This window comes from Loktanella gaetbuli, from assembly GCF_020531945.1.
Taxonomy (GTDB): Bacteria; Pseudomonadota; Alphaproteobacteria; order Rhodobacterales; family Rhodobacteraceae; genus Loktanella; species Loktanella gaetbuli.
Map to the genome: position 1 here is coordinate 428074 of NZ_JAJATZ010000001.1, position 22920 is coordinate 450993.

The 22920-nt window shown below is 60.8% G+C and carries 22 protein-coding genes; 15 read left to right on the forward strand and 7 right to left on the reverse strand.

Going from position 1 to position 22920, the window contains the following annotated elements:
• The first annotated feature begins 37 nt into the window (after positions 1-37).
• Genes pstC through phoB form a run of 5 tightly spaced genes read left to right on the forward strand, consistent with a single transcriptional unit; the run spans position 38 to position 4761 of the window.
• The gene (gene pstC / locus LGQ03_RS02205; protein WP_226747059.1) at positions 38-1243 is read left to right on the forward strand and encodes a phosphate ABC transporter permease subunit PstC; all 1206 of its coding nucleotides are present in this window, start codon (positions 38-40) and stop codon (positions 1241-1243) included.
• Positions 1240-2562: a phosphate ABC transporter permease PstA gene (pstA, locus tag LGQ03_RS02210; RefSeq protein ID WP_226747060.1), complete on the forward strand. Its 1323-nt coding sequence runs from the start codon at positions 1240-1242 to the stop codon at positions 2560-2562. The genes pstC and pstA overlap by 4 nt, the downstream gene beginning before the upstream one ends.
• 18 nt (positions 2563-2580) lie before the next feature.
• Positions 2581-3345, forward strand: coding sequence for a phosphate ABC transporter ATP-binding protein PstB (gene pstB, locus LGQ03_RS02215; RefSeq protein WP_090159469.1), 765 nt, complete (start codon positions 2581-2583; stop codon positions 3343-3345).
• Positions 3346-3357: 12 nt separating this feature from the next.
• Entirely contained in the window at positions 3358-4071 is a 714-nt protein-coding gene (gene phoU / locus LGQ03_RS02220) for a phosphate signaling complex protein PhoU (RefSeq protein ID WP_056038544.1), read from the forward strand.
• Positions 4072-4074: 3 nt separating this feature from the next.
• Positions 4075-4761 (forward strand): phosphate regulon transcriptional regulator PhoB, encoded by a 687-nt coding sequence (phoB, locus tag LGQ03_RS02225; RefSeq protein WP_056038547.1) that lies wholly within the window; start codon positions 4075-4077, stop codon positions 4759-4761.
• A 6-nt stretch (positions 4762-4767) separates the two neighbouring features.
• On the opposite strand, the gene gndA is transcribed toward phoB, so the two are convergent.
• Positions 4768-6168 (reverse strand): NADP-dependent phosphogluconate dehydrogenase, encoded by a 1401-nt coding sequence (gndA, locus tag LGQ03_RS02230; RefSeq protein WP_226747061.1) that lies wholly within the window; start codon positions 6166-6168, stop codon positions 4768-4770.
• Between the two features lie 219 nt (positions 6169-6387).
• Here gndA and LGQ03_RS02235 point away from each other — a divergent pair, with 219 nt between their 5' ends.
• Together LGQ03_RS02235 and LGQ03_RS02240 are read left to right on the forward strand one after the other, a co-directional pair.
• Positions 6388-7050: a potassium channel family protein gene (locus tag LGQ03_RS02235; protein WP_226747062.1), complete on the forward strand. Its 663-nt coding sequence runs from the start codon at positions 6388-6390 to the stop codon at positions 7048-7050.
• Positions 7050-8411: a TrkH family potassium uptake protein gene (locus tag LGQ03_RS02240; RefSeq protein WP_226747063.1), complete on the forward strand. Its 1362-nt coding sequence runs from the start codon at positions 7050-7052 to the stop codon at positions 8409-8411. The genes LGQ03_RS02235 and LGQ03_RS02240 overlap by 1 nt, the downstream gene beginning before the upstream one ends.
• Positions 8412-8483: 72 nt before the next feature.
• Here LGQ03_RS02240 and LGQ03_RS02245 read toward each other — a convergent pair whose 3' ends face one another.
• The 4 genes from LGQ03_RS02245 to LGQ03_RS02260 form a co-directional block, all read right to left on the reverse strand.
• A complete protein-coding gene (locus LGQ03_RS02245; protein WP_226747064.1) occupies positions 8484-10478 on the reverse strand; it encodes an RHS repeat domain-containing protein in 1995 nt (664 codons plus the stop codon).
• 208 nt (positions 10479-10686) lie between these two features.
• Positions 10687-11559: a translation elongation factor Ts gene (gene tsf / locus LGQ03_RS02250; protein ID WP_090159652.1), complete on the reverse strand. Its 873-nt coding sequence runs from the start codon at positions 11557-11559 to the stop codon at positions 10687-10689.
• A 114-nt stretch (positions 11560-11673) separates the two neighbouring features.
• On the reverse strand, positions 11674-12465 hold the full coding sequence (gene rpsB, locus LGQ03_RS02255; RefSeq protein ID WP_056038556.1) for a 30S ribosomal protein S2: 792 nt from the start codon (positions 12463-12465) through the stop codon (positions 11674-11676).
• Between the two features lie 174 nt (positions 12466-12639).
• On the reverse strand, positions 12640-13974 hold the full coding sequence (locus tag LGQ03_RS02260) for a HupE/UreJ family protein (RefSeq protein WP_226747065.1): 1335 nt from the start codon (positions 13972-13974) through the stop codon (positions 12640-12642).
• On the opposite strand from LGQ03_RS02260, the gene LGQ03_RS02265 reads away from it, so the two are divergent.
• The 5 genes from LGQ03_RS02265 to LGQ03_RS02285 all read left to right on the forward strand — a co-directional run bounded on the left by LGQ03_RS02265 (position 13973) and on the right by LGQ03_RS02285 (position 18073).
• Positions 13973-14776: a DUF4198 domain-containing protein gene (locus LGQ03_RS02265; protein ID WP_226747066.1), complete on the forward strand. Its 804-nt coding sequence runs from the start codon at positions 13973-13975 to the stop codon at positions 14774-14776. The genes LGQ03_RS02260 and LGQ03_RS02265 overlap by 2 nt on opposite strands.
• Before the next feature lie 39 nt (positions 14777-14815).
• Positions 14816-15709 (forward strand): PfkB family carbohydrate kinase, encoded by an 894-nt coding sequence (locus LGQ03_RS02270; RefSeq protein WP_226747067.1) that lies wholly within the window; start codon positions 14816-14818, stop codon positions 15707-15709.
• Positions 15706-16617, forward strand: a complete 912-nt coding sequence (locus LGQ03_RS02275) for a pseudouridine-5'-phosphate glycosidase (protein WP_226747068.1) — start codon at positions 15706-15708, stop codon at positions 16615-16617. Before LGQ03_RS02270 ends, LGQ03_RS02275 begins: the two co-directional genes overlap by 4 nt.
• A gap of 137 nt (positions 16618-16754) precedes the next feature.
• A complete protein-coding gene (locus LGQ03_RS02280) occupies positions 16755-17474 on the forward strand; it encodes a DUF502 domain-containing protein (RefSeq protein ID WP_226747069.1) in 720 nt (239 codons plus the stop codon).
• Positions 17471-18073, forward strand: coding sequence for a LysE/ArgO family amino acid transporter (locus LGQ03_RS02285; RefSeq protein WP_226747070.1), 603 nt, complete (start codon positions 17471-17473; stop codon positions 18071-18073). The genes LGQ03_RS02280 and LGQ03_RS02285 overlap by 4 nt, the downstream gene beginning before the upstream one ends.
• Here the strand turns inward: LGQ03_RS02285 and LGQ03_RS02290 are convergent.
• Positions 18066-19097, reverse strand: a complete 1032-nt coding sequence (locus LGQ03_RS02290; RefSeq protein WP_226747071.1) for a patatin-like phospholipase family protein — start codon at positions 19095-19097, stop codon at positions 18066-18068. The two genes, LGQ03_RS02285 and LGQ03_RS02290, sit on opposite strands and share 8 nt — an antisense overlap.
• The gene (locus tag LGQ03_RS02295; RefSeq protein WP_226747072.1) at positions 19094-19873 is read right to left on the reverse strand and encodes a 3-hydroxybutyrate dehydrogenase; all 780 of its coding nucleotides are present in this window, start codon (positions 19871-19873) and stop codon (positions 19094-19096) included. The genes LGQ03_RS02290 and LGQ03_RS02295 overlap by 4 nt, the downstream gene beginning before the upstream one ends.
• Before the next feature lie 376 nt (positions 19874-20249).
• On the opposite strand from LGQ03_RS02295, the gene LGQ03_RS02300 reads away from it, so the two are divergent.
• The 3 genes from LGQ03_RS02300 (at position 20250) to LGQ03_RS02305 (ending at position 22819) form a co-directional block, all read left to right on the forward strand.
• The gene (locus tag LGQ03_RS02300) at positions 20250-22055 is read left to right on the forward strand and encodes an extracellular solute-binding protein (RefSeq protein ID WP_404807326.1); all 1806 of its coding nucleotides are present in this window, start codon (positions 20250-20252) and stop codon (positions 22053-22055) included.
• Positions 22052-22180 (forward strand): hypothetical protein, encoded by a 129-nt coding sequence (locus LGQ03_RS16620; RefSeq protein WP_264194459.1) that lies wholly within the window; start codon positions 22052-22054, stop codon positions 22178-22180. Before LGQ03_RS02300 ends, LGQ03_RS16620 begins: the two co-directional genes overlap by 4 nt.
• Positions 22181-22474: 294 nt before the next feature.
• Complete coding sequence (locus LGQ03_RS02305; protein WP_090159480.1) at positions 22475-22819, forward strand: hypothetical protein; 345 nt, start codon at positions 22475-22477, stop codon at positions 22817-22819.
• Positions 22820-22920: the final 101 nt, after the last annotated feature.

Below are 22920 nucleotides of genomic sequence, written 5' to 3' on the forward strand. Positions count from 1 at the left end.
CTGCCCCCGGTCATTTGAACGAAGTGAAAGCTGCCACATGTCGCTGACGTTGCCCCTTTTTTTTATTGCTGCACTCAGCGTCGGAGGGTTTTTCATCGCCCGCAGTCGTGCACAAAGTGCCGCTGGCGGTGATATCCGCAAACTGGCGTCCCTGCCGCGCCAGCACGGGCTGAACACAGCCCTGTCCACCGCCATTCCCGCCCTGTTCGCCATTCTGGCATGGCTGTTTGCGGCGCGCCTTCTCAGCTACCGCGAGGCCGCGCCAATCTGGGTGCCGCTGGCCATCATCGTGATTGCGACACTGGGTTTCATCCTGTCGGTGATGCGTGTGTCGGTGACGTTCCGCGCCCGCACCGCTGCCGAAGGCTGGATCCGCAGCTTGCTGATCGGTGCCTCTGTCATCGCCATTCTGACCACGGTCGGAATCGTCTTTTCGATGCTGTTCGAGTCGATCAACTTTTTCAGCCAATATCGCTGGCAGGACTTCTTTTTCTCGACCAACTGGTCGCCCAATTTCCGCGGCAACTCTGACCTCGGCATTCTGCCGCTGCTCTGGGGCACGTTGTATATCAGCGTCATCGCCCTGATCTTTGCGGTGCCGATCGGTTTGTTCGCCGCTGTTTACCTCAGCGAATACGCCAGCCGCCGGACGCGCAGCGTGTTCAAGCCGCTGATCGAAATCCTCGCTGGTATTCCGACCATCGTCTACGGTCTGTTTGCCCTGGTCACCGTGGGACCTTTCCTGCGCGACTACTTTGCCCAGCCGACTGGTTTTGGCGACAGCGCGTCGTCGGTGATGACTGCAGGGCTGGTCATGGGCATCATGTTGATCCCCTTTGTGTCGTCGCTTTCGGACGACATCATCAACGCCGTGCCGCAATCCCTGCGTGACGGCAGTCTGGGGTTGGGATCGACCCATTCGGAAACCATCCGGCAGGTTGTTCTGCCTGCCGCCTTGCCCGGCATCGTCGGTGCCATCCTTCTGGCTGCATCCCGCGCCATCGGCGAGACGATGATCGTGGTGCTGGGGGCAGGGGCCGCGGCCCGTCTGGACCTGAACCCGTTCGAGGCGATGACAACCGTGACCGTCAAGATCGTCAGCCAGCTGACCGGTGACACGGATTTCGCATCCCCCGAAACACTCGTGGCATTCGCATTGGGCCTGACCTTGTTTGTCATCACCCTCGCGCTGAATGTCCTCGCCCTCTACATCGTGCGCCGCTACCGGGAGCAATACGAATGACCTCGAAATCCCTGCTAACCGAAGACAAGCGGACCAAGGCGCGCAACGCCGCTGAACGTCGGTTCAAATCATACGGTGTCGCGGCCATCGCCGTTGCCATGATGGCGCTTGCGATCCTGCTGACCAGCGTGATCGTCAAGGGGATCGGCGCATTCAGCCAGACCTATGTGACCATCGACATTACCCTCCCTGCTGACAGGCTGGACAAGGAAGGTAACCGCGACCCTGCCGAAATGGCCAAGACGACGACCATCGGCTATGCCTCTGTCCTGCGCGACGGTTTGATCGACACGCTGGCCGCTGCCGGGATCGAAACCGAGGTCAGCGCCAAGGATATCGGCGACATGATTTCCAAGGAGGCATCGGCCACCGTCCGCAACCGCGTGCTGGCGAACCCGGACCTGATTGGCGAGACGGTCAATTTCAATCTGCTGGCCGACGGGCGGATCGACGGATTTTTCAAGGGCCGCGTGACGATGGAAACTGCATCGCGCGACCAGAACGTCAGCCCCGAACAACTGGTCCTGGCCGAACAGATGGCCGAGGCGGGCATCATCGAGACCCGCATCAACTGGGCATTCCTGTCGCTGCCTGATGCATCTGACCAGCGACCAGAGGCTGCAGGGCTGGGCGTGGCAATCCTGGGATCGCTCTACATGATGATCGTGGTGCTGGTGCTGGCGCTGCCCATTGCAGTCGCGGCGTCCATCTACCTCGAGGAATTCGCCCCGAAAAACCGCTGGACCGACATCATCGAGGTCAACATCGCCAACCTCGCGGCCGTTCCGTCCATCGTCTACGGGATCCTCGGCCTTGCGATTTTCATCAACTTCATGGAATTTAACCAATCCTCGCCGCTGGTGGGGGGGCTGGTGCTGACCCTGATGACGTTGCCGACCATCATCATTTCGACCCGTGCCGCATTGAAATCCGTGCCGCCGTCGATCCGAGATGCGGCATTGGGTGTCGGCGCGTCAAAGATGCAGTCGGTGTTTCACCACGTGCTGCCACTGGCGGCACCGGGTATCCTGACAGGCACGATCATCGGTTTGGCGCAGGCGCTGGGTGAAACCGCACCGCTGCTGCTGATCGGTATGGTGGCCTTTGTGCGGGATTACCCGCAGGCCTTTTCCGACAGCGCCGGCCTGTTCGGAGACCCGTCAACCGCACTGCCCGTGCAAATCTACAACTGGACGCAGCGATCCGACCCGGCCTTTGTCGAACGGGCCCAGGGTGCGATCATCGTGCTGCTGGTGTTCCTGCTGATCATGAACGCCGCCGCCATCATCCTGCGCCGCAAATTCGAACGCCGCTGGTAAGCCATGAAAGACACCTCAATGACCAAGAACATCAAGATCTCGGCGAACAATATCGACGTGTATTACGGCGACAAACACGCGATCAAGGACGTGTCCGTCCAGATCGAGGACAAGACCGTCACGGCGTTCATCGGCCCATCCGGCTGCGGCAAATCCACGTTTCTGCGGTGCATCAACCGGATGAACGACACGATCGATATCGCGCGTGTCACCGGCCACATCGCCATCGACGGCGAGGATATCTATGATCCCCGCGTTGATCCGGTGCAGCTGCGCGCCAAGGTCGGCATGGTTTTCCAGAAACCGAACCCGTTTCCGAAATCCATCTATGACAACGTGGCCTACGGCCCGAAAATCCATGGCCTGTCACGCAACAAGGCAGAGCTGGACGAGATCGTGGAAAAATCCCTGCGCCGCGGGGCCCTGTGGGAAGAGGTCAAGGATCGTCTGCACGAACCGGGCACCGGCCTGTCGGGCGGCCAGCAGCAACGCCTGTGCATCGCACGCGCTGTTGCCACCGAACCAGAAGTGCTGCTGATGGACGAGCCGTGTAGCGCGCTGGACCCCATCGCCACGGCCCAGGTCGAGGAACTGATCGACGAACTGCGCCAAAGCTTTTCAGTGGTGATCGTGACCCACTCGATGCAGCAGGCTGCGCGGGTCAGTCAGAAAACCGCGTTTTTCCATCTCGGCAACATGGTTGAATACGACGAGACGGACAAAATCTTTACCAACCCCGAAGACCCGCGCACCGAGAGCTATATCTCGGGCCGGATCGGATAAGGAGCGGCGACCATGAGCGATCAACAACACATTTCATCCGCCTACGACCGCGACCTCGAAGAGATCACGACACTGATCATGAAAATGGGTGGTATGGTCGAGGCAGCGATCCTGCAGACCGCCGAGGCGATGGCGACCCGTGACCTGGAACTGGCCGAAAAGGTCCGCAATGGTGACAAGGCCATCGACGCGCTGGAAATCGAGATCAACGATTCCGCGGCACGTACCATCGCCCTGCGTGCGCCGGTGTCCAAGGATTTGCGGTCCATCCTGACCGTGCTGCGACTGGCGGCCTCGCTTGAACGGATCGGCGATTATGCAAAAAACATCGCCAAACGCACGTCGGTCCTGATCGACATGCCGGTCATCAGCGGGTCAGAGGTGGCGCTGAAACGAATGGCCCGCGAGGTCCAGGGCATGTTGAACGACACGCTGGATGCCTATATCCGCGGCGATGCCGAACTGGCCGAGGACGTGCGCCAGCACGACCAGGATGTCGACCAGATGTACAACGCGCTGTTCCGCGAATTCCTGACCTTCATGATGGAAGACCCGCGCAACATCACCGCCTGCATGCATCTGCATTTCATGGCCAAGAACATCGAACGCATGGGCGATCTGACGACCAATATGGCAGAACAGGTTATCTATCTGGTCACCGGTGACATGCCAGACGAGGCGCGTCCGAAATCGGACCGCACGGCCTATACAACAGAACCGGAATGATCCATGTCCACCCAGCCGCATGTCTTAGTCGTCGAAGATGAACACGCGATCCGCGAGGTTCTGACCTATAACCTCGAGGCAGAGGGCTTTCGTGTTTCGGGGGCCGCCGATGGTGAAGAGGCGATGATGGTCGTCGCTGAGGACCCGCCGGACGTCATGGTGCTGGACTGGATGCTGCCGCGTGTGACCGGGATCGAGGTCTGTCGCCGGATCAAGATGGACCCCGCGACCCGGTCGGTGGGGATCATCATGCTGTCGGCCCGCACCGAAGAGGTGGACCGCGTGCGCGGTCTGGAAACCGGGGCGGATGATTATGTCACGAAACCCTATTCCATGTCGGAAATGATGGCGCGGGTCCGGTCGCAATTGCGTCGCGTGCGGCCCACCTCCGTGGGTCAGGTTCTGGTCTACGAAGACATTTTGCTGGACGCCGAGACACACCGCGCCACCCGCGACGGCAATGCGCTGAAACTGGGACCGACCGAATTCAGGCTCTTGTCCACGCTGATGGAAAAGCCCGGTCGTGTCTGGTCACGCGATCAGCTGCTGGACCGGGTCTGGGGCCGCGATATCTATGTCGATACCCGCACGGTGGACGTGCACGTGGGTCGTTTGCGCAAGGTGCTGACCGCCGAAGGCGGGACTGACCCAGTGCGTACGGTCCGTGGGGCGGGATACGCACTGGGGTAGGGTGGTTCAATCCGCCCAAGGTCCGTGGAAATCAGTCCCGTCGCGATCCAGCCGCATGAAACCATGGCGCCCGAAATAATCGCGCTGGCCCTGGATCATGTCAGCCGTACCACGCGCCGTGCGCATCGCATCGAAATACGCAAGGCCCGATGACAGCGCAGGCATCGGCAAGCCATGCAGCGCCGCCTGTGCCACGACCTGTCGCAGCGCCATGTGATTTTCCCGAAGATCACCGGCGAACCGTTTGGAAAACATCAGGTTTTCATCTGGGTTTTCCGCCAGCGCCGTGGCCATGTCGTCCAGCATCACGGACCGGATGATACAGCCCGCGCGCCAGACCCTCGCGATGTCCGGCAGAGGCAGCGCCCAACTAAAATCGTCAGAGGCACGCGCAATCATGTCGAAACCCTGCGCATAGCACAGGATCTTGCCCGCGATCAGCGCCTGCTCCAACTGGTCGATATCCAGCGCACCGTTCAGGCTGACGGGTGCTGCACCAAAAATGTCCTGACCCTGCGCGCGCAGCGCGGTCCGGGCCGAGATATTGCGTGCGGCAACGGCTGCTTCGATGGCCGGGACGGGGGCTGCGAGATGCTGCGCCTCGATGGCGGTCCAGCGTCCGGTTCCTTTTTGCCCAGCCGCATCGCGGATGACGCTAAGCAGCGGTGCACCCGTCAGACTGTCATTTGCACCTGCGACCTTGTGCGAAATCTCGATCAGATAGGACGCCAGCGGGCCATTGTTCCAGGCCTCGAAAACATCGGAAATCTGGGTGTAATCCAACCCCATGCCATCGCGCATCACGCCGTAAACCTCTGCAATCATTTGCATATCGGCGTATTCGATACCGTTGTGAACGGCCTTGACGAAGTGACCTGCGCCGTCCTGACCCATCCATGTCGCACAGGCTGTGCCGTCGTGTTGTGCCGCGATTGCCGTCAGGATGTGCGCCACACGATCCCATGCCGCGCGCGGACCGCCACCCATGATGGACGGGCCATGGCGCGCACCATCTTCGCCACCGGACACGCCAATGCCCAGAAACGGCTTGCCATCAGCCTCGGCCGCGCGGCGGTTGGTGTCGTGAAAATTCGCGTTGCCGGCGTCGATGATCAGATCATCGTCATCCAGCAAGGGACGCAGCGCCGCGATCTGCTGGTCAACCGGATCGCCGGCGGGCACCATCAGAATGATCGTGCGCGGTGTTGCGATGGCAGCAACAAAATCCTTCAGATTTTCCGTCGGGGTGATCCGCTGTGCCAGATCACCGGCATCCTTGGCGAAATCTCGCGTGACCTGCGTCGTGCGATTGAACACCGCGATATCGAAACCCTTGTCAGCGATGTTCAACGCAAGGGCAGCACCCATGGTACCCAGACCCAACAGGCCGATTTCTGACTTGCTCATGCCAGCCTCCATTTTTCAATTGAGGTCTGTATAGTCACGGACACGGCAAAGGCCAGTCGGCTGCAAGCACATGATCGTTTGCTTGTAATTGGTATTATGTAATTAAAGGAGTGGATCAAATCCCGGCCCGTCGCTTTATTCCAGCAGCCAATGCACCGTCACCGCTTCTCATCCGTGCAAAGCGCACTAATGTCATTCTGGTAGTTGCAGGAAATGGTTATGGCACGCGGACGTCGTACATTCGGAATCGTTGGACTTGGTATCTTTGGACGGGCTGTCGCGAACGAGCTGACACGCTTTGGCAACCACGTCATCGGAATTGACACCAACCCGCAAGCCGTGAGCGACATGGTCGACACCTTGACGCAAACCATGATCGTCGATGCCCGCGACGAAGCGGCATTGCGCGAGGCTGGCATGGGAGATTGTGATTTCGTTCTGGTCGCGATGGGCAGCGATCTGGAAGCGTCGATCCTCGCCGTGATGAATCTCAAGCTCATTGGTGTGCGGACCGTCTGGGCCAAGGCCCGTACCAAAACCCATCACCGCATCCTGTCAAAGCTTGGTGTGGACCGGGTCATCCATCCTGAACACGAAGTCGGACAGCACATCGCACAGGTCATGCACAACCCGTTGGTGCGCGACTACGTCAGCCTCGGCAACGGTTATCACGTGGTGAATTTCCGCATCCCAAAGAGCCTCGAGGATCGCAAGCTCGAAGACCTGAGCCACGCCAAGGAACACAATCTGCGATGTATCGGTGTCATGCGTGGCACCGAATATCTGGGCCATGACGGCAGCAGCTTTACCTTGCAACCCGATGATTTACTGTTGCTTTTGGGCACCAGGAACGATTTGCGCGAGTTCGCCGAGGATCTGTAATGCCATCATCGCCACTTCAGCGCCGTGGACGGTTCGGCATGCGCAGTTTCCGTATGCCGCCACCGGCGACCCTGTGCCTGATCTATCTGTCGTCAATCATCGTTGGTGCGGGTCTGCTGTCCCTGCCCTTTGCCACCGCGCCAGACGTGGACATCGGCCTGATGACGGCGGTGTTCATTTCGACCTCGGCAGTCACGGTGACAGGCCTTTCGACAGTCGACGTCGGCGCAACCTTCAGCTTGTTCGGCGAAGTCGTGATTGCCGCCCTGATCCAGCTTGGCGGTCTTGGGCTGATGACCTTTGCCGTTATGGTCCTGTCCGCGCTTGGCATCCCGGTCGGTATGCCGCAACGCCTGATCCTGCGCGAGGATCTGGGCCAGACCACGTTGAACAATCTGACGGTGTTGGTGCGGATCATTCTGGTTGTCGCACTGACCTGCGAACTGGTGGCGACATGTATCCTCAGCTTTGTCTTCATACCGGAATTCGGCGTGGCCCACGGAATGTGGCTGGCGCTGTTCCATGCCATTTCAGCATTCAACAATGCAGGTTTTTCACTCCTGCCGACCGGGCTTGTTCCTTATGTCGCCGATCCGATCGTGAATATCGTCATTCCGGTGCTGTTCATTCTGGGTGGTCTGGGATTCGTCGTGGTGGGCGACATTTATCAAAAACGGTCGTGGCAACGCCTGACACTGCACTCGAAATTGATGCTGTCAGGATCGGCCTGCCTGATCGTGTTCGGTTTTGTCACCTTTGCGCTGCTGGAATGGACCAATCCGGGGACATTGGGCGCCCTGCCCTCGTCCGGTCAGCGGCTGTGGGCATCATGGTTCCAGGCCGTCACGCCACGCACGGCTGGTTTCAACACGCTGGACACGGGTGCCATGCATGACAGCACCACGATGTTGACCATGCTGCTGATGTTCGTCGGCGGTGGCAGCACTTCGACCGCGGGCGGGATCAAGGTCACGACGCTGATCGTGCTGATCGTTGCGACAATTGCCTTTTTCCGCAGAACCTCCGGGCTGAACATCTTTGGACGATCGCTGAAGATGGAAGAGGTGATGAAGGTCCTTGCCCTGACCACGGTCAGCATCATCCTTGTGTTTGTCGGTCTGTTTTTCGTGTCGATTTCGCATGACGGTGAATTTCTGGACCTCGCCTTCGAGGTCGTTTCGGCCTTTGGCACGGTCGGCTTGTCGCGCGGTGCGACGGCTGAATTGGACGGCATCGGCCTATCGTTCATCATGCTGATGATGTTTGCAGGCCGGGTCGGACCGCTGGCGCTTGGGTTTTTCCTCGCGACCCGCAGCGCACCACGGGTCAAATTCGCACCGGGCCAGATCTATCTGGGCTAACCCCCTGCCCCGACAACGAAAATGGCCCCGCACGTGTGTGCGAGGCCAATTTCTTCGGTTGAGGATCGCCGATCAAACAACGATCGGTGCGAGGTCGAAGAAATCGCGATATGCGTTGTCCAGATCCGCTGCTGTGGCATAGGACGTGGTGCCGTTGCCCTCTGCGTCGTATTCGGTCACCCGGAACTGCCAGCTGTTGCTTTCGTTGCCGTCGAACTGAACCCGCGCGGTCTTGGCGTTTGCATCGTCGAACAGGACCAGGATTTCATCGCCTGTATCGTATGTCGTCAGCTTGGAATCGACCCGACCTGCGTCGTCATGCTGAATCTCGATCATGTCCCATTTGAACCCGGTGCCGTCGGCGCTGATGTCGGTGGTGACACGGCTCGCGATGTCACCGTCCTCGGCATAGGTCTGGACGACCTGCTTGTCGTTGCTCAGCGTTTTCGACACCTCGGACAGATACAGCTCACCACCCGAATCTTCGGCATATGTCTTGGACAGTTCAGCCACAAAGATACCCGTACCGCTGGCCGGGCCGTCCTGCGTTGTCGAAACCGCAGTCAGCTCTCCGTCGGTATAGGTGTAGCTGGTCGATTTGACGTTGCCGTTGTCGTAGGTGGTCTGGTGCTGCGTCAGGTTACCCGCCGCGTCATAGGTTTTCGCCACTTCGGACCAGGACTGTGTGCTGTCCGTGCCGCTGGCATCCGTCACGACCGAAGACGTGCGCAGGCCGGTGGTGGTGTCAAAGCTGTTGACCGAAGTCACGCCGTCGTCCTTGACCAATGTGGTCGCGGACAGGTCGCCGTCCGCATCATAATCTCGGGTGATCGTGGCAAAGGATTTGCTGTCGGACACATCGGCACGGACGTATTGCGCGATGGAACCGTCCTCGTTGTAGGTCCGGCTGATCGTGTCGCTGTTGTCCATCGTCGTGACCGACGAAATGCGGTCGCCATCGGCGGCATAGGTGGTCACGATGCTGTCGTAGGACCGTGTATCCGCTGCCGTGCCGTCTGCACCATCGGTGAATTCATGACGGCTCAGGACACCCTCGGTATAGGTCTTGGTCACGCTGGTGCCGTTGTCATAGACGATCGCATCGCCTGTCTTTTCGCCGCCCGCAAAGGTCACGGTCTTGCTGGCCCATGCTTCGGCTGCGCCATCCGTCGAACTGTCGGTCAGCGTGGTCGAGGTCAGCACACCCGCGACATAGGTATCCAGCTGAACCACGCCATCCGCATCGGTCTTTTCGTCAGACAACATGACGCCTGTCGCGTCGAAAGTCTGGGTCCGACTGCTGCCGTCGTCATTGACCTGCGCGCGCGAGGTGACGTTGCCGTCCGCATTCATCGTCTCGGTGATCGAGAGCCAGGAATAGGCATCACCCAGATCGCTCTGAACTGCGCCCGTCATGTAGGTGGTGCCGTCCGTGGTGGCATAGGTTTCGACGCGTTCCAGCCCGTTGTCATAGTCATAGGTGATCTGCTGGACGTTCCCGTCGCTATCGTAATCGGTTGTGATCGTGCTGTAGCTGGACGTGTTGTCGTCGCCAGTACCATCGGTCCGAACGCGCTGGATCAGCGTGCCGTCTGCCGCCGTCGTTTCCTGCACGGACGATCCGTCGTCCAGTTGCGTCAGAACCGTCGTGCGACCGGTTTCCGTGTCCAGTGTCGTGGAGATGGTGGACCAGTCATCCTGGCTGGGGTCAGCGTCGGTGCGCAGCGTCGACACCACGGTGCCTGACGCGTCATAGGTATCGACGACCGACTGACCGTTATCGAAATTCGTCGTCTTGGTTACGGGCAGCGATGCGCCTGACGAGGTATCGTAGATCACCTCGATGCTGGACCAACTGTTGACGTTCTGCGCATCGACAGACAGCCTGCGTGTCAGACCGATGTCGTCACGGTCATCGGTGATGACCAGACCGGACGTCGGTTTCGACGACACGTCATAGGTCGTCGTGCGGCTGGTTTCGACCCCGTCGGTCCGTGTGATGACGATAGTGTTCCAGTTGGACAGGTTGTCCGGGTCGGTGCGGGTTTCAGTGGTAATGGTTGGCATTTTCAGCTCCTCGATCAAATCCTCGAGAGCCCGGATAGGTGTCAAATGTGTTCTGATTTGGAAAACATTAATGATTAATTTCGTTCATTGGTCACGGCACGCCGGGTGATCTGCCACAATCCGTGGCATTGCAGTGGCAACGTCCCCTGCCCCCGAAACGCAAAAGGCCCCGCAAATTGCGGGGCCTTTCGTCAGATCCCGAACGGGATCACTTGTTCATCTTGGCCACTTCTGCGGCAAAGTCTTCTTTTTCGACTTCGATGCCTTCGCCGACTTCCAGGCGTTGGAAACCGGTGATGGTCACGCCGGCCTCTTCGGCGGCCTTGGCCACTGTCAGGTCGGGGTTCACAACGAATGCCTGACCCAGCAGCGTGGATTCAGCCAGGAATTTCGCCATGCGGCCGACGATCATCTTTTCGATGACGGCCTCGGGCTTGCCGGATTCGCGCGCGATGTCCATCTGGACCTGCTTTTCCTTTTCGACGATCGCCGGGTCCAGATCAGCCTCGCTCAGAGCGGCAGGGTTCGCAGCGGCAATGTGCATCGCGACCTGACGGCCGAACGCCTCGTTGTCGCCGTCCATGGCCACCAGAACGCCGATGCTGCCCATGCCGGGTGCGACCGAGTTGTGGACATAGGACACGACGGTGCTGCCGTTGACGGTCGCCATGCGACGCACGGACATGTTTTCACCGATCACGGCGACGGCGTCGGTCACTGTCTGCTCGACGGTCTTGCCATCGACTACGGTTGCCTTCAGCGCGTCGACATCATCGACGGTCACGGCTGCCGTTGCGATCTTGCCGACCATTTTCTGGAAATCAGCGTTCTTTGCGACAAAGTCGGTTTCCGAGTTCACTTCGACGGCGACGCCCTTGCCACCTTCGGTTGCCACGGCGACCAGACCTTCGGCGGCGGTACGGCCGGATTTCTTGGCGGCCTTGGCCAGACCCTTGGTGCGCAGCCAGTCAACCGCGGCTTCCATGTCGCCGTTGGTTTCGGTCAGCGCCTTCTTGGCGTCCATCATGCCCGCGCCAGTCGTGTCGCGAAGCTCTTTTACCTGTGCTGCAGTAACAGCCATGATCATTCTCCTGATATATTCGGGACCGGGCCAGGGCGTGCGCACAGCACGGCCCGGGCCCTGGTTCTGGTGCAGGTTGTCTCACCCGGGCATGACGCCCGGGTGACGCAAGGCTCAGGCCTCTGCGGCAGCTTCTTCGCTGGCGGCGGCAGCTGCGGCAGCATCTTCTTCTGCCATCAGCTCTTCCATGGCACCCATGTCGACGCCTGCTGCACCTAACTGCGCCTGCATGCCGTCAAGGGCGGCACGGGCTGCCAGATCACAGTACAGCTGGATCGCGCGGGCTGCGTCGTCGTTGCCGGGGATGACATAGTCAACACCCTTGGGCGAGCAGTTGGTGTCAACGACAGCAACCACGGGGATACCCAGTTTCTGTGCTTCGAGGATGGCGAGGTCTTCCTTGTTGACGTCAATGACGAACAACAGGTCGGGCACGCCGCCCATTTCGCGGATACCGCCCAGCGAGGCTTGCAGTTTGCCCTGCTCACGCTCCATTCCCAGACGCTCTTTCTTGGTCAGACCGGCAAAGCCGTTCTCGGAGGCTTCGTCGATCTGCTTCAGACGGTTGATCGACTGGGACACGGTCTGCCAGTTGGTCAGCGTGCCGCCCAGCCAGCGGTGGTTCATGTAGAACTGCGCGGATTTCTCTGCGGCGTCCTTGATGGGGTTCTGTGCCTGACGCTTGGTGCCGACGAACAGCACGCGGCCGCCCTTGGCGACGGTGTCGCGCACGACTTGCAGCGCCTGGTCCAGCATCGGGACGGTCTGCGTCAGGTCCATGATGTGAATGCCGTTGCGCGCGCCATAAATGAAGGGCGACATGCGCGGGTTCCAGCGTGCGGTCTGGTGGCCGAAGTGAACGCCAGCTTCCAGCAGCTGACGCATGGAGAACTCGGGAAGAGCCATGGTCTTATCCTTTTCCGGTTTAGCCTCAGCGGGGGTATCAGACCGAATGGTCCAACCGGTGGATCGTTTGGGATTTCTCCCCAACCGACCCGCCCCCGCCTGCGGGATACGTGCGCGTCCCTTAGTGGGCTTTGCGACGCAATGCAAGCGGGGATGGGCCGCGTGCGCCGCGGATTACAGGAACACGCGCTCGATCGTCCAGTAAATCGCCACCAGCGCGATCAGAACCGACGCAGGTTGCGCCACGACATCCGAATAGCTGTCATAGCGCCCGACGTTCACGGCCACCGCACACAGGCCCAGCAGCACGGCGAATGTCGCCATCACGGGCAGCAGGTCACCGGTCCAGCCCGGCGCATAGGCCGCCAGCGGCACCAGCATGGCCAGCAGCACGACAACCGCCACCAGATAGGCCGCCGCCGCCGTGATGCTGCGCGTGCCAGCCGCACTGTAGTCCTGCGCCTTGTAGACGCAAAGAAACGCCAGCGCGATCACGGACAACTGCCCGATCTCAACCCCGATGTTGAACCCGATCAGCGCAGGTACGAACTGGCCCTCGGGCAATCCGAATTCGGCCAACACAGATGCAAAACCCAACCCATGCAGCAGACCAAAGCCGAAAATGATGACTGGCCGCCAGGGCGACAGCCCGCGCGAAAACAGGTTCTCGATCGCGACATAGGCAATGGACAGCGCGATCAGCGGTTCCACGATGCTGGCAGGCACGGTGACATAGCCCAGTGCGGCAAGCGCCAGCGTGATCGTATGCGCCAGCGTAAAGGCCGACACCTGCCACAGCAGCGGTGCCAGCCGGGTGGACAGGAAAAACAGCCCCAACACGAACAGGATATGGTCCAGACCGAGCGGCACGATGTGATCGAACCCGGTGGGAATATAGCTGAAAAACGTGGCCATCGTCCCTTTGGCGTTACCACCGCCCAACGCGATCACATCCGACGTGGCCCCGCCCTGCAGAAACGCGTCATAGGGTTGATCCACCCCCTGCTGCCGCAGCACCAGCCCACCATAGCTACGATCCCAGCCGACGGTGACGCTGTCCGCACCCGCAGGCAGATCGGCTGTGAACACAAAGGTCGATACGCGCGGCACCTCCGGGTCGTCCACCGGTTCCGTCGTCACCGATTCCAGCACAAGCGGCAGCGCCTGTCCGTCCGCCATCACCATGATTCCCTCGGCCATGGTGGGGAAAAACGCCGTGAATTCTGCCGCGATCTCTTGTGGTGGCAGCGCGCGCAGCGCGTCGTAACGCGCGGCCTGCGGGGCGGTGTCCGTATCCGTGACCGCGCTCTTGTCGATCCCAGCCAGAAAACCCTCGATGTTGGCATCGACCGAAAAGATCAGCCTGTCACCATCGCGCGTCATGTCCGCAATGGCAGGCAGCACCTCGTGAGCGCGCAGCGGTGACGCCAGCGTGATGAACACCAGCGCCAGACTTGACAACAAGCCCAGAAACAACACCCTCGGGCCAGTAAATAAGGAACTCGTCATGCGCAGTATCGTCCTCGCTCTTGCACTTATCGCCGGTCCGGTATCGGCCCACGAACTCTGGCTTGAGCCAGAGGATTTCACCATAGCGCCCGAAGCTACGATGACGGTCGAGATTGTCAACGGCTCGGACTTTGTCGGGCAGTCATTGCCCTATCTGCCGCAGCGGTTTGCAGCATTCATGAACTTTACACCAGAGGGCGCATCGAACGTGCCAGGCCGGATCGGCGACCAACCCGCCGTCCAGTCCCAGCCCCCGGCCGAGGGGCTGAACGTGCTGGCCTATCAGTCACGCGAGAATCTGGTGACATATGATGACTGGCAAACGATCCTCGATTTTGTCGAACACAAGGACCTGACGGGCTTTCTCGAGGCGCATGCCGCCCGCGGTTTTGCCCAAGAGCCGTTTACCGAAGTCTATTCGCGCTATTCCAAATCACTGATCGGCGTGGGGAATGCCCAAGGGTCCGACCAGCGCACCGGGCTGGAAACCGAAATCGTGGCCCTGACCAACCCCTACACAGACGATCTGTCGGACGGGATGCGGTTTCAGCTGTGGTATCGTGATGCGCCCCGCGCCAACGTCCGGTTCGAGGTGTTCGACCGCGCCCCCGACGGCCGCGTGACCCAGACATTCTATGTCACCGATGCGCAGGGCATGGTCAGTGTTCCGGTCCAGCCCGGTCATGACTACATGGCCGATGCGGTGCTGATCCGCGAACCCAGCCCGCAACTGGCCGAGGCAAACAACGCCGCGTGGGAAACGCTGTGGGCAAACATGACATGGGGCATTCCCGCGCCCTGACGGCTTGCGCATGTCTGCGACCCGCGCCACAAGCGGGACATGACACAGACACCTGACATCCTGTGCATCGGTTCCGTCCTGTGGGACGTGATCGGTCGCACCGCCAGCCACATGCGCGCCGGGTCCGATGTGCCCGGCCGCATCAGCCGCATCCCCGGTGGCGTCGCCATGAATATCGCGATGACGCTGAAACGCTTTGGCCTGCAACCAGCCCTGTTGTCGGTGGTCGGACGTGATGCACAGGGCAACGCCCTGATCGACGAGGCGCAATCGCTGGGATTGATCTGCGATCACCTCTACCGGTCGGACGACCTGCCCACCGACATCTACATGGCGATCGAGGCCGCCAACGGCCTGATCGCCGCCATTGCCGATGCCCATTCGCTCGAGGCTGCGGGGGACAAGATCCTGCGCCCACTCGCTGACGGCAGGCTGGGCCGTGCAGATGCGCCCTTTGCCGGGTCCATCGCACTGGACGGCAACCTGACCGAAGAATTGTTGCGCACCATCGCCACATCACCGCTGTTCGCTGCTGCTGACCTGCGTGTGGCCCCTGCCTCGCCGGGCAAGGCGGAACGCCTGCTGGCCCTGATCGGACATCCGTCCGCCACGCTTTATGTCAACCTCGAAGAGGCGGGGCTGCTGTGCCAGACCGCATTTGACGACAGCGCAGCCGCCGCCCGCGCCCTGATCGCCCGTGGCGCGCACCGTGTGCTGGTCACCGACGGCGGCGATGCCGCATCAGAGGCGCTGGGCGGAGATGTCATCACCGCAGCCCCGCCACCCGTCCTCGTCACCCGCGTGACGGGCGCTGGCGACACCTTCATGGCCGCGCATATCGCGTCCGAACGGCAGGGCCTTGACCGCCCTGCCTCACTTGCCCGCGCGCTTCAGGCCGCGGCAACCTACGTTTCCGGAGACACCCCCCTATGACATCCCCCATCCCCATGGCCTATTCCGCCGAGGTCGCCGCCGCACTGGAGGCCGGCACACCGCTGGTCGCCCTTGAAAGCACGATCATCACGCACGGGATGCCGTTTCCGCAGAACGTCGAAACCGCGCGTCTGGTCGAACAGGACGTGCGCGACGCAGGCGCCACACCCGCGACCATCGCGGTGCTTGACGGCACATTGCACATCGGGCTCGAGGATGCGGAACTGGACCAGCTGGGTCAGGCCGAAGGTGTCGCAAAACTGTCCCGCGCCGACCTGCCCGTCTGCATCGCACTGGGTGGCACCGGGGCCACGACGGTGGCAGCCACCATGATCGCGGCGCATCTGGCGGGGATCGCGGTGTTCGCCACAGGCGGTATCGGTGGCGTGCATCGCGGCTGGGAAACCTCGCTGGACATTTCTGCCGACCTTCAGGAATTGGCGCAGACCCCCGTCACGGTCGTGGCTGCCGGGGCCAAGGCGATTCTCGATCTGCCCGCGACATTCGAGGTGCTGGAAACGCTGGGCGTTCCGGTCATTGCCTACGGTCAGGACCACCTGCCCGCCTTCTGGTCGGCCACGTCCGACATGGTGGCGCCCTTGCGCATGGACAGCGCGCGCGAAATCGCCACAGCGCAGGTGGTGCGCAACCGCATGGGCCTGCCCGGCGGCCAGCTGGTCTGCAACCCGATCCCCGCAGAGGCCGAAATTCCCGCAGAGACACTGGCACCGATCATTGCGCAGGCGCTGGCCGACGCACATGCTGAAGGCATCGCCGCCAAGGGCGTGACGCCTTTTCTGCTGGGTCGCATCTTTGAACTGACAGACGGTAAATCACTGGATGCGAATATCGCGCTGGTGCGCAACAACGCGCGTCTTGCCGCCGCCATCGCGGCCCATCTCGTCTGATCACTGCCAAGCCCGCAAGCAGTCTGCTGCGCGATTGTTCACCAGGATGGGCAATCGCGCAGCGATGGTTTGTGTCGCTTGTGCAGCAACAGGGTGCGGCATAAGTGTAGCGTATCCCCATATGCGGAAGGCGGACCATGCCCCTCGACACCGATCCACTGATCCAGCCACCCCGCAGACCGGGGATCATTGGTCGGCTGCGCAGCAATTTCATCGCAGGTCTGGTGATCATCGCCCCCATCGCGTTGACGCTGTGGCTGATCTATTCCGTGGTGGGTCTGATCGACGGCTGGGTCTGGCCGTTCGTGCCCGACCAGTATCAACCCAACGCGCTGCTGAACCGTTGGTTCGGATCGCCGGACGGGCCGCCGATCACGATGGACGTGCGCGGCGTGGGCGTCGTGATCTTTCTTGTGTTCACCGTCATCATCGGCTGGCTGGGCAAGGGATTCCTGGGCCGCAGCGTGCTGCGCATCGCCGAACGGCTGGTCGACCGGATGCCTGTCATCCGGTCCGTCTACAACGGTGCAAAACAGATCGCGGAAACCGTGTTTTCCCAGCGCGACACATCGTTCGATCAGGCCTGTCTCATTGAATACCCGCGCAAGGGCATCTGGGCCGTCGCCTTTGTTTCGACCGACGCCAAGGGCGAGGTGCAAACGAAACTGCCCGGTGAGGATATCATCACCGTCTTTTTGCCGACCACCCCGAACCCCACCTCGGGTTTCCTGCTGTTCCTGCCGCGCCGCGACATCATCGTGCTGGACATGAGCGTCGAGGCCGCGGCCAAGCTCGTGATTTCGGCCGGTCTGGTCTATCCGCAGGACCCGCCGGTCAAACAGGCACCCGAAGCGTGATTGCAGCCGCGCTGACCGGCTTTGCCACCGGGTTTTCGCTGATCCTCGCCATCGGCGCACAGAACGCATTCGTGTTGCGTCAGGGTCTGGCGCGCGCGCATGTGCTCTGGCTGTGCCTGCTGTGCGCGACCTCGGACGCGATCCTGATCAGCGCAGGCGTGTTGGGATTTGCCGCCATCACCGAAGCCTGGCCCGCATTGCCCCAAGTCATGGCGCTGGCCGGAGCGGCATTTCTGTTTGTCTACGGTCTGACGCGGTTCATCGCGGCATGGCGTGGCGACTACGAAATGGTGCTGTCAGGCCGGACATTGGCGCTTTGGCCCACGCTGGCAACCGCTGCCGCCTTTACCTGGCTCAATCCCCACGTCTATCTGGATACGCTGGGCCTGGTCGGGGCCTATTCCACCAATTACCCCGCCTCCGTGGACAAGGCCGCATTCGGTGCCGGTGCGGTTCTGGCCTCTTATGTGTTTTTCTTTTCGCTTGGATACGGGGCCCGTTTCCTGCGTCCCGTGATGCAGTCCGCGCGCGCCTGGCGTATCCTGGATGCGTTGATCGGCCTTGTGATGTGGGCCTTGGCGATCAAGCTGATCAGTTGAACATCGCTTCCAGATCGACGGTGCTGCGCTGGTTCAGATCGTCCTTGTGATCGGCGAGGAACGCATCCGCCGCCGCCCGTCCCGCCGCCTTGAGCCGGGCAAGGATGATTGGTTGCGGGATCGTCTTGGTCGCCACGTTCAGATTGTTCATCAGCGCATCATCCTCGATCATGTGGATATTCGCGGCCTTCATCGTGCCACGTTGCAACGCGCCCTGTGCCAGCAGCCGCTGCACAAAGGCCACGGCCCGCAATTCACCCAACAACGATGTGTTGAACCCGATTTCGTTGATCCGGTTGCTGATCGCCTCGGCGGTCTTTGGCACGTCTCCCCGCACCAGCGGGTTGATGTTCACGATCACGATGTCATCGGGCAATGTGGGCTGATACAGCGGAAACAGCGCCGGGTTGCCAGTATAGCCGCCATCCCAATAGGCCTCGACCCGGCCGGTTTTCGGATCGTGAATCTCGACCGCCTTGAACAGTGTGGGCAGACAGGCCGAGGCCATCAGCGCCTCTGGTGTCAGCTCTGCCGCGCTGAAAACACGGATCTTGCCGGTGCGGACGTTGGTGGCCCCCACGTACAGCGCGGGCCCCCTGTCGCTGCAGATATCGTCGAACCGCATGTCGCGAACAATCCGCGCCAGCGGATTGGCAAAGATATCACCGTAGAGGTAGGGCGAGGTCATGCGTGCCATGGCGTCAAAGGCCATGTAGGCGGGTGATATCGCAGTCGTGGCCGCAATCACCCCGGCCGCCGGACCCAATGCCTGCAACCAGGCCTGCGCATCAGGTGCATTGACCGCACCAACCTGTTCCCAGAACCAATCCAGATTGGCGCGCGCCGCATCGCGCCCACCCTGAACCATACCAGCCTTGAACGCAGCACCGTTCAGCGCCCCGGCCGAGGTGCCGGTAATGGCCGCCACCTCAATGTCGTCCTCGTCCAGGATGCGGTCGAGGACACCCCAGGTGAACGCGCCATGCGCGCCACCGCCCTGCAGCGCGAGGTTGATCCGCCTCACAGTGCCGTCCAGCCGCCATCCACGCTGATGGTCGTGCCGGTGATCTGTGCGGCATGGTCCGAACACAGGAAAACGGTGGTGCCACCGATCTGTTCGACCGTGGCAAATTCCTTGGACGGCTGACGGTCCAGAATGACCTTCTCCTTGGCTTCGTCCTCGGTCATGTCGTATTTCTTGGCCGTGTCGGGGATCTGTGCCTCGACCAGCGGGGTCAGCACGTAGCCCGGACAGATCGCGTTGGCGGTGATGTCCTCTTTGGCGGTTTCCAGGGCCGTCACCTTGGTCAGACCGACGATGCCGTGTTTTGCCGCGACATAGGCTGATTTGTAGGGCGATGCGGTCAGACCGTGGGCGCTGGCGATATTCACCACCCGTCCCCACCCTGCCTTGCGCATCATCGGCAGCGCCGCCGCCGTGGTATGAAACGCGCTGGACATGTTGATGGCGATGATCGCGTCCCATTTCGCAGTCGGGAAATCCTCGATCGGATCGACATGCTGAATGCCCGCGTTGTTGACCAGAATATCGCATTCACCCGCCTGCGCGATCAGATCGCGGCAGGCGTCCGGCTTGCTCATGTCGGCGCTGATGTAGCGCACGGTCGTATCAAATTCGGCTGCCATATCGGCGGCCAACTGGTGATCCTCGGCGTTATCCGTGTAGGAATTCAGCACCACTGCTGCCCCTGCCTCTGCCAGGCTGCGCGCGACGCCAAGCCCGATCCCGGAATTCGATCCCGTCACGACGGCAGTCTTGCCGGTCAATGGCCTATTCATGGTGATTCCCTCATCCATTTTGCAGTTGCAGCAAAGATAATGCGCTCAGGCAACAGAACCAAGTCCGCGATGCCGAACCGTAAAGTGAGTCTTTTGCGACTCACCCTCAAAGACTTTTGCAAAAAGGCCGAATCATCGGGTTGCCGGATGATTCGTCACCCGCTAAACCCCTCGCAACAGCTGCCTCAAACCAAAAAAAACCCCGGCCGAAGCCGGGGTGTAGTTATTGAGGCAGGTTTCATACAGGCAAGAAACCTATCGAGCAGTGACCTCTGTATAGGAGATTCTGCGCCGGGGTGGAAGCTAAAAGTTTGAATTAGCTGGAAACCCTCTTTAGCAATATCTGCAACAATAGGTTTCGCAGGGGACAACCAGCATGAGCAGACTATTTTCAGCAACCACCGCACTGGCACTCGCCTGGGCCGCGACTGGGGCTATGGCCGACGGACACGGCATTGCGATGTATGGTGAACCCGCCCTGCCCGCCGATTTCACACATTTTCCCTATGCAAACCCGGATGCACCGACGGGTGGCCGGATCGTCACGGCAGAGGTCGGCACCTTTGACAGCCTGAATCCCTATATCCAAAAGGGATCGGTGCCTTGGCAACTGCGTTATATCATTGGTGAAAGCCTGATGGTCCGCAGTCTGGACGAGCCCTTCACCCTCTACGGTCAGCTTGCGTCGGGTGTCCAGACCGCCGATGATCGTTCATGGGTCGAATTTACCCTAAACCCCGCCGCCATGTTTTCGGACGGCAGCCCGGTCACGGTCGAAGACGTGATCTGGTCGTTTGAAATCCTCGGCACCCAAGGCCACGGTCGCTACCGGGGGTTCTGGGAAAAGGTCGCAAGCCTGGAAGAAGTATCGCCCGGCACGATCCGGTTCACCTTCAACACCGAGGATCGCGAACTTGCCCTGCTGGCCGGCATGCGTCCCATCCTGAAAAAGGCGCAATGGGACGGTGTGGATTTCGCTGAATCCGGTATCGATATCGTGCCAATCACCTCCGGTCCCTACGTGATCGACGATTTCGAGGTTGGCCGTTTCGTCTCGTTCAAACGCAACCCGGATTACTGGGGTGCCGATGTGCTGGCGACCGAGGCGGGATTGCATAATCTCGATGAAATCCGGCTGGAATTCTTTGGCGATGAAACCGCCGCATTCGAGGCGTTCAAGACCGGAGAGGTCAATTCCAACCGCGAATTCAACGTCGCCCGTTGGGACAGTCAGTATGATTTCCCGGCAGCACAAGCGGGCGATGTGGTCAAATCCATCTTGCCGCATGCACGTCCTTCCGGCATGACCGGTTTCGTGATGAACAGCCGCCAACCGCAGTTTGCGGACTGGCGCGTGCGCGACGCCTTGCTGCACGCGTTCAATTTCGAATTCATCAATGAAACCATGACCGGCAGCGCGCAGCCGCGCATCACCTCGTATTGGTCGAATTCACCGCTGGGCATGGCTGACGGTCCGGCAACCGGTCGCGTGGCCGAATTGCTTGCACCTTTCGCAGACGACCTGCTGCCCGGCGCGCTGGACGGCTATACCCTGCCCGTGTCGGACGGAACCGAACGCAACCGCGCAGGCACCGCAGCCGCATTGGCCCAGATGGAGGCCGCAGGCTATACCATCCAGAACGGTGTGATGTCGGACGCGGACGGCAATCCGTTCAGCTTTGAAATCCTGCTGGAAACCGGTGCTTCCGAAAATCAGGCCATCATCGACATGTACACCCAGTCGCTGGGACGCATCGGGATCACGCCGACGATCAGCGTGGTTGACGGCGCCCAGTACAAAGAACGGACCGACGCGCTTGATTTCGACATGACCTACTACCGTGTCGGCCTGTCACTTTCGCCCGGGAACGAACAGTATTTCTATTTCGGTCAGGCGACAGCCGACGAACCGGGCACGCGCAACCTGATGGGCATCAAATCCGATGCCGTCGATACCATGATCGGCAACCTGCTCACCTCTGAATCTCAGGATGACTTTGTCGCATCGGTCAAGGCGCTGGACCGCATCCTGACCAGCGGGCGCTACGTGATCCCGATCTACCAGTGGAACATCAGCCGGATCGCCCATGCCAAGGAGTTGAGCTATCCCGAAACGCTGCCGATCTTTGGCGACTGGCCCGGCTGGCAGCCTGACGTCTGGTGGTGGAACGCGGCGGAATGAAGCTGCGCACCTTGTTGTTGCTGGCGGTCGTGGCCGCCAACGCATGCACACCGGCACGCATCGTCGGCAACACCGCCATCGGCGCAGGGCAAGTGGCACTTGGGGCGGCCGACATCGTGATCTGACCCCGGGCCGCGGATCCACCGGGACACAGCTGCGTGCAGATGGCGGGTTGCGGTTGCACTTGTGATCCATGCGGCCTATGCGTGCCGTTCATTGACCAGCTCAACGTACCGGCTGTCACCCACGACCGCCGCGTTTGCCGGGTTTCACCCGGCCGACGCGATGATCCTTTTGGTGACGCACCACGCCGGACCGCAGTGACCGGATCGTTCTGTCCACGCTTTGCGCGAACGGAACGGAACTGAAACGTCCGCCGACGGTTGGTCCCGTAACGACACAATTCAAGGAGTTTTCACATGCAATGGAGAGACGTTTCCGATAACTGGACCGCATACATCCCCCGCATTCTGACGCAGTGGCCCGGCCTGAACGAGGCAGAGGTCCAAAGCCTTGACGGCGACCAGGATGCCTTTATCGACTATCTGTCCAAATCCAAGGGCGAGGACCGCGTCGCAGCCCAGATGGAACTGGCCGACTGGCTGATGGGCGGAGAGCCGATCGATGTCACCATGGACGCGCAAAATGACAACGCGCAGATCATGTCCAGCGCGGAAAACGTCCCCGCAGGCGAAGACACGCTGTCCGACGACGCGAAATTCGGCGCTGAAAACGCCAATGCGACCCCCGTCGGCCGCACCTGATCGACAACGCGGGGCCGGATATGTTCCGGCCCTGACGTATCTTGTGGATGGCCCCTGTGCAGGATCGATCCGCACCCCCAGATTTCACCGCATCAACCATC

Excerpts from the sequence above, each read along its gene's own strand:
- pstC (WP_226747059.1), top strand. The coding sequence starts at position 38 with ATGTCGCTGACGTTGCCCCTTTTTTTTATTGCTGCACTCAGCGTCGGA.
- pstA (WP_226747060.1), top strand. The coding sequence starts at position 1,240 with ATGACCTCGAAATCCCTGCTAACCGAAGACAAGCGGACCAAGGCGCGC.
- pstB (WP_090159469.1), top strand. The coding sequence starts at position 2,581 with ATGACCAAGAACATCAAGATCTCGGCGAACAATATCGACGTGTATTAC.
- phoU (WP_056038544.1), top strand. The coding sequence starts at position 3,358 with ATGAGCGATCAACAACACATTTCATCCGCCTACGACCGCGACCTCGAA.
- phoB (WP_056038547.1), top strand. The coding sequence starts at position 4,075 with ATGTCCACCCAGCCGCATGTCTTAGTCGTCGAAGATGAACACGCGATC.
- gndA (WP_226747061.1), bottom strand. The coding sequence starts at position 6,168 with ATGAGCAAGTCAGAAATCGGCCTGTTGGGTCTGGGTACCATGGGTGCT.
- LGQ03_RS02235 (WP_226747062.1), top strand. The coding sequence starts at position 6,388 with ATGGCACGCGGACGTCGTACATTCGGAATCGTTGGACTTGGTATCTTT.
- LGQ03_RS02240 (WP_226747063.1), top strand. The coding sequence starts at position 7,050 with ATGCCATCATCGCCACTTCAGCGCCGTGGACGGTTCGGCATGCGCAGT.
- LGQ03_RS02245 (WP_226747064.1), bottom strand. The coding sequence starts at position 10,478 with ATGCCAACCATTACCACTGAAACCCGCACCGACCCGGACAACCTGTCC.
- tsf (WP_090159652.1), bottom strand. The coding sequence starts at position 11,559 with ATGGCTGTTACTGCAGCACAGGTAAAAGAGCTTCGCGACACGACTGGC.
- rpsB (WP_056038556.1), bottom strand. The coding sequence starts at position 12,465 with ATGGCTCTTCCCGAGTTCTCCATGCGTCAGCTGCTGGAAGCTGGCGTT.
- LGQ03_RS02265 (WP_226747066.1), top strand. The coding sequence starts at position 13,973 with ATGCGCAGTATCGTCCTCGCTCTTGCACTTATCGCCGGTCCGGTATCG.
- LGQ03_RS02260 (WP_226747065.1), bottom strand. The coding sequence starts at position 13,974 with ATGACGAGTTCCTTATTTACTGGCCCGAGGGTGTTGTTTCTGGGCTTG.
- LGQ03_RS02270 (WP_226747067.1), top strand. The coding sequence starts at position 14,816 with ATGACACAGACACCTGACATCCTGTGCATCGGTTCCGTCCTGTGGGAC.
- LGQ03_RS02275 (WP_226747068.1), top strand. The coding sequence starts at position 15,706 with ATGACATCCCCCATCCCCATGGCCTATTCCGCCGAGGTCGCCGCCGCA.
- LGQ03_RS02280 (WP_226747069.1), top strand. The coding sequence starts at position 16,755 with ATGCCCCTCGACACCGATCCACTGATCCAGCCACCCCGCAGACCGGGG.
- LGQ03_RS02295 (WP_226747072.1), bottom strand. The coding sequence starts at position 19,873 with ATGAATAGGCCATTGACCGGCAAGACTGCCGTCGTGACGGGATCGAAT.
- LGQ03_RS02300 (WP_404807326.1), top strand. The coding sequence starts at position 20,250 with ATGAGCAGACTATTTTCAGCAACCACCGCACTGGCACTCGCCTGGGCC.
- LGQ03_RS16620 (WP_264194459.1), top strand. The coding sequence starts at position 22,052 with ATGAAGCTGCGCACCTTGTTGTTGCTGGCGGTCGTGGCCGCCAACGCA.
- LGQ03_RS02305 (WP_090159480.1), top strand. The coding sequence starts at position 22,475 with ATGCAATGGAGAGACGTTTCCGATAACTGGACCGCATACATCCCCCGC.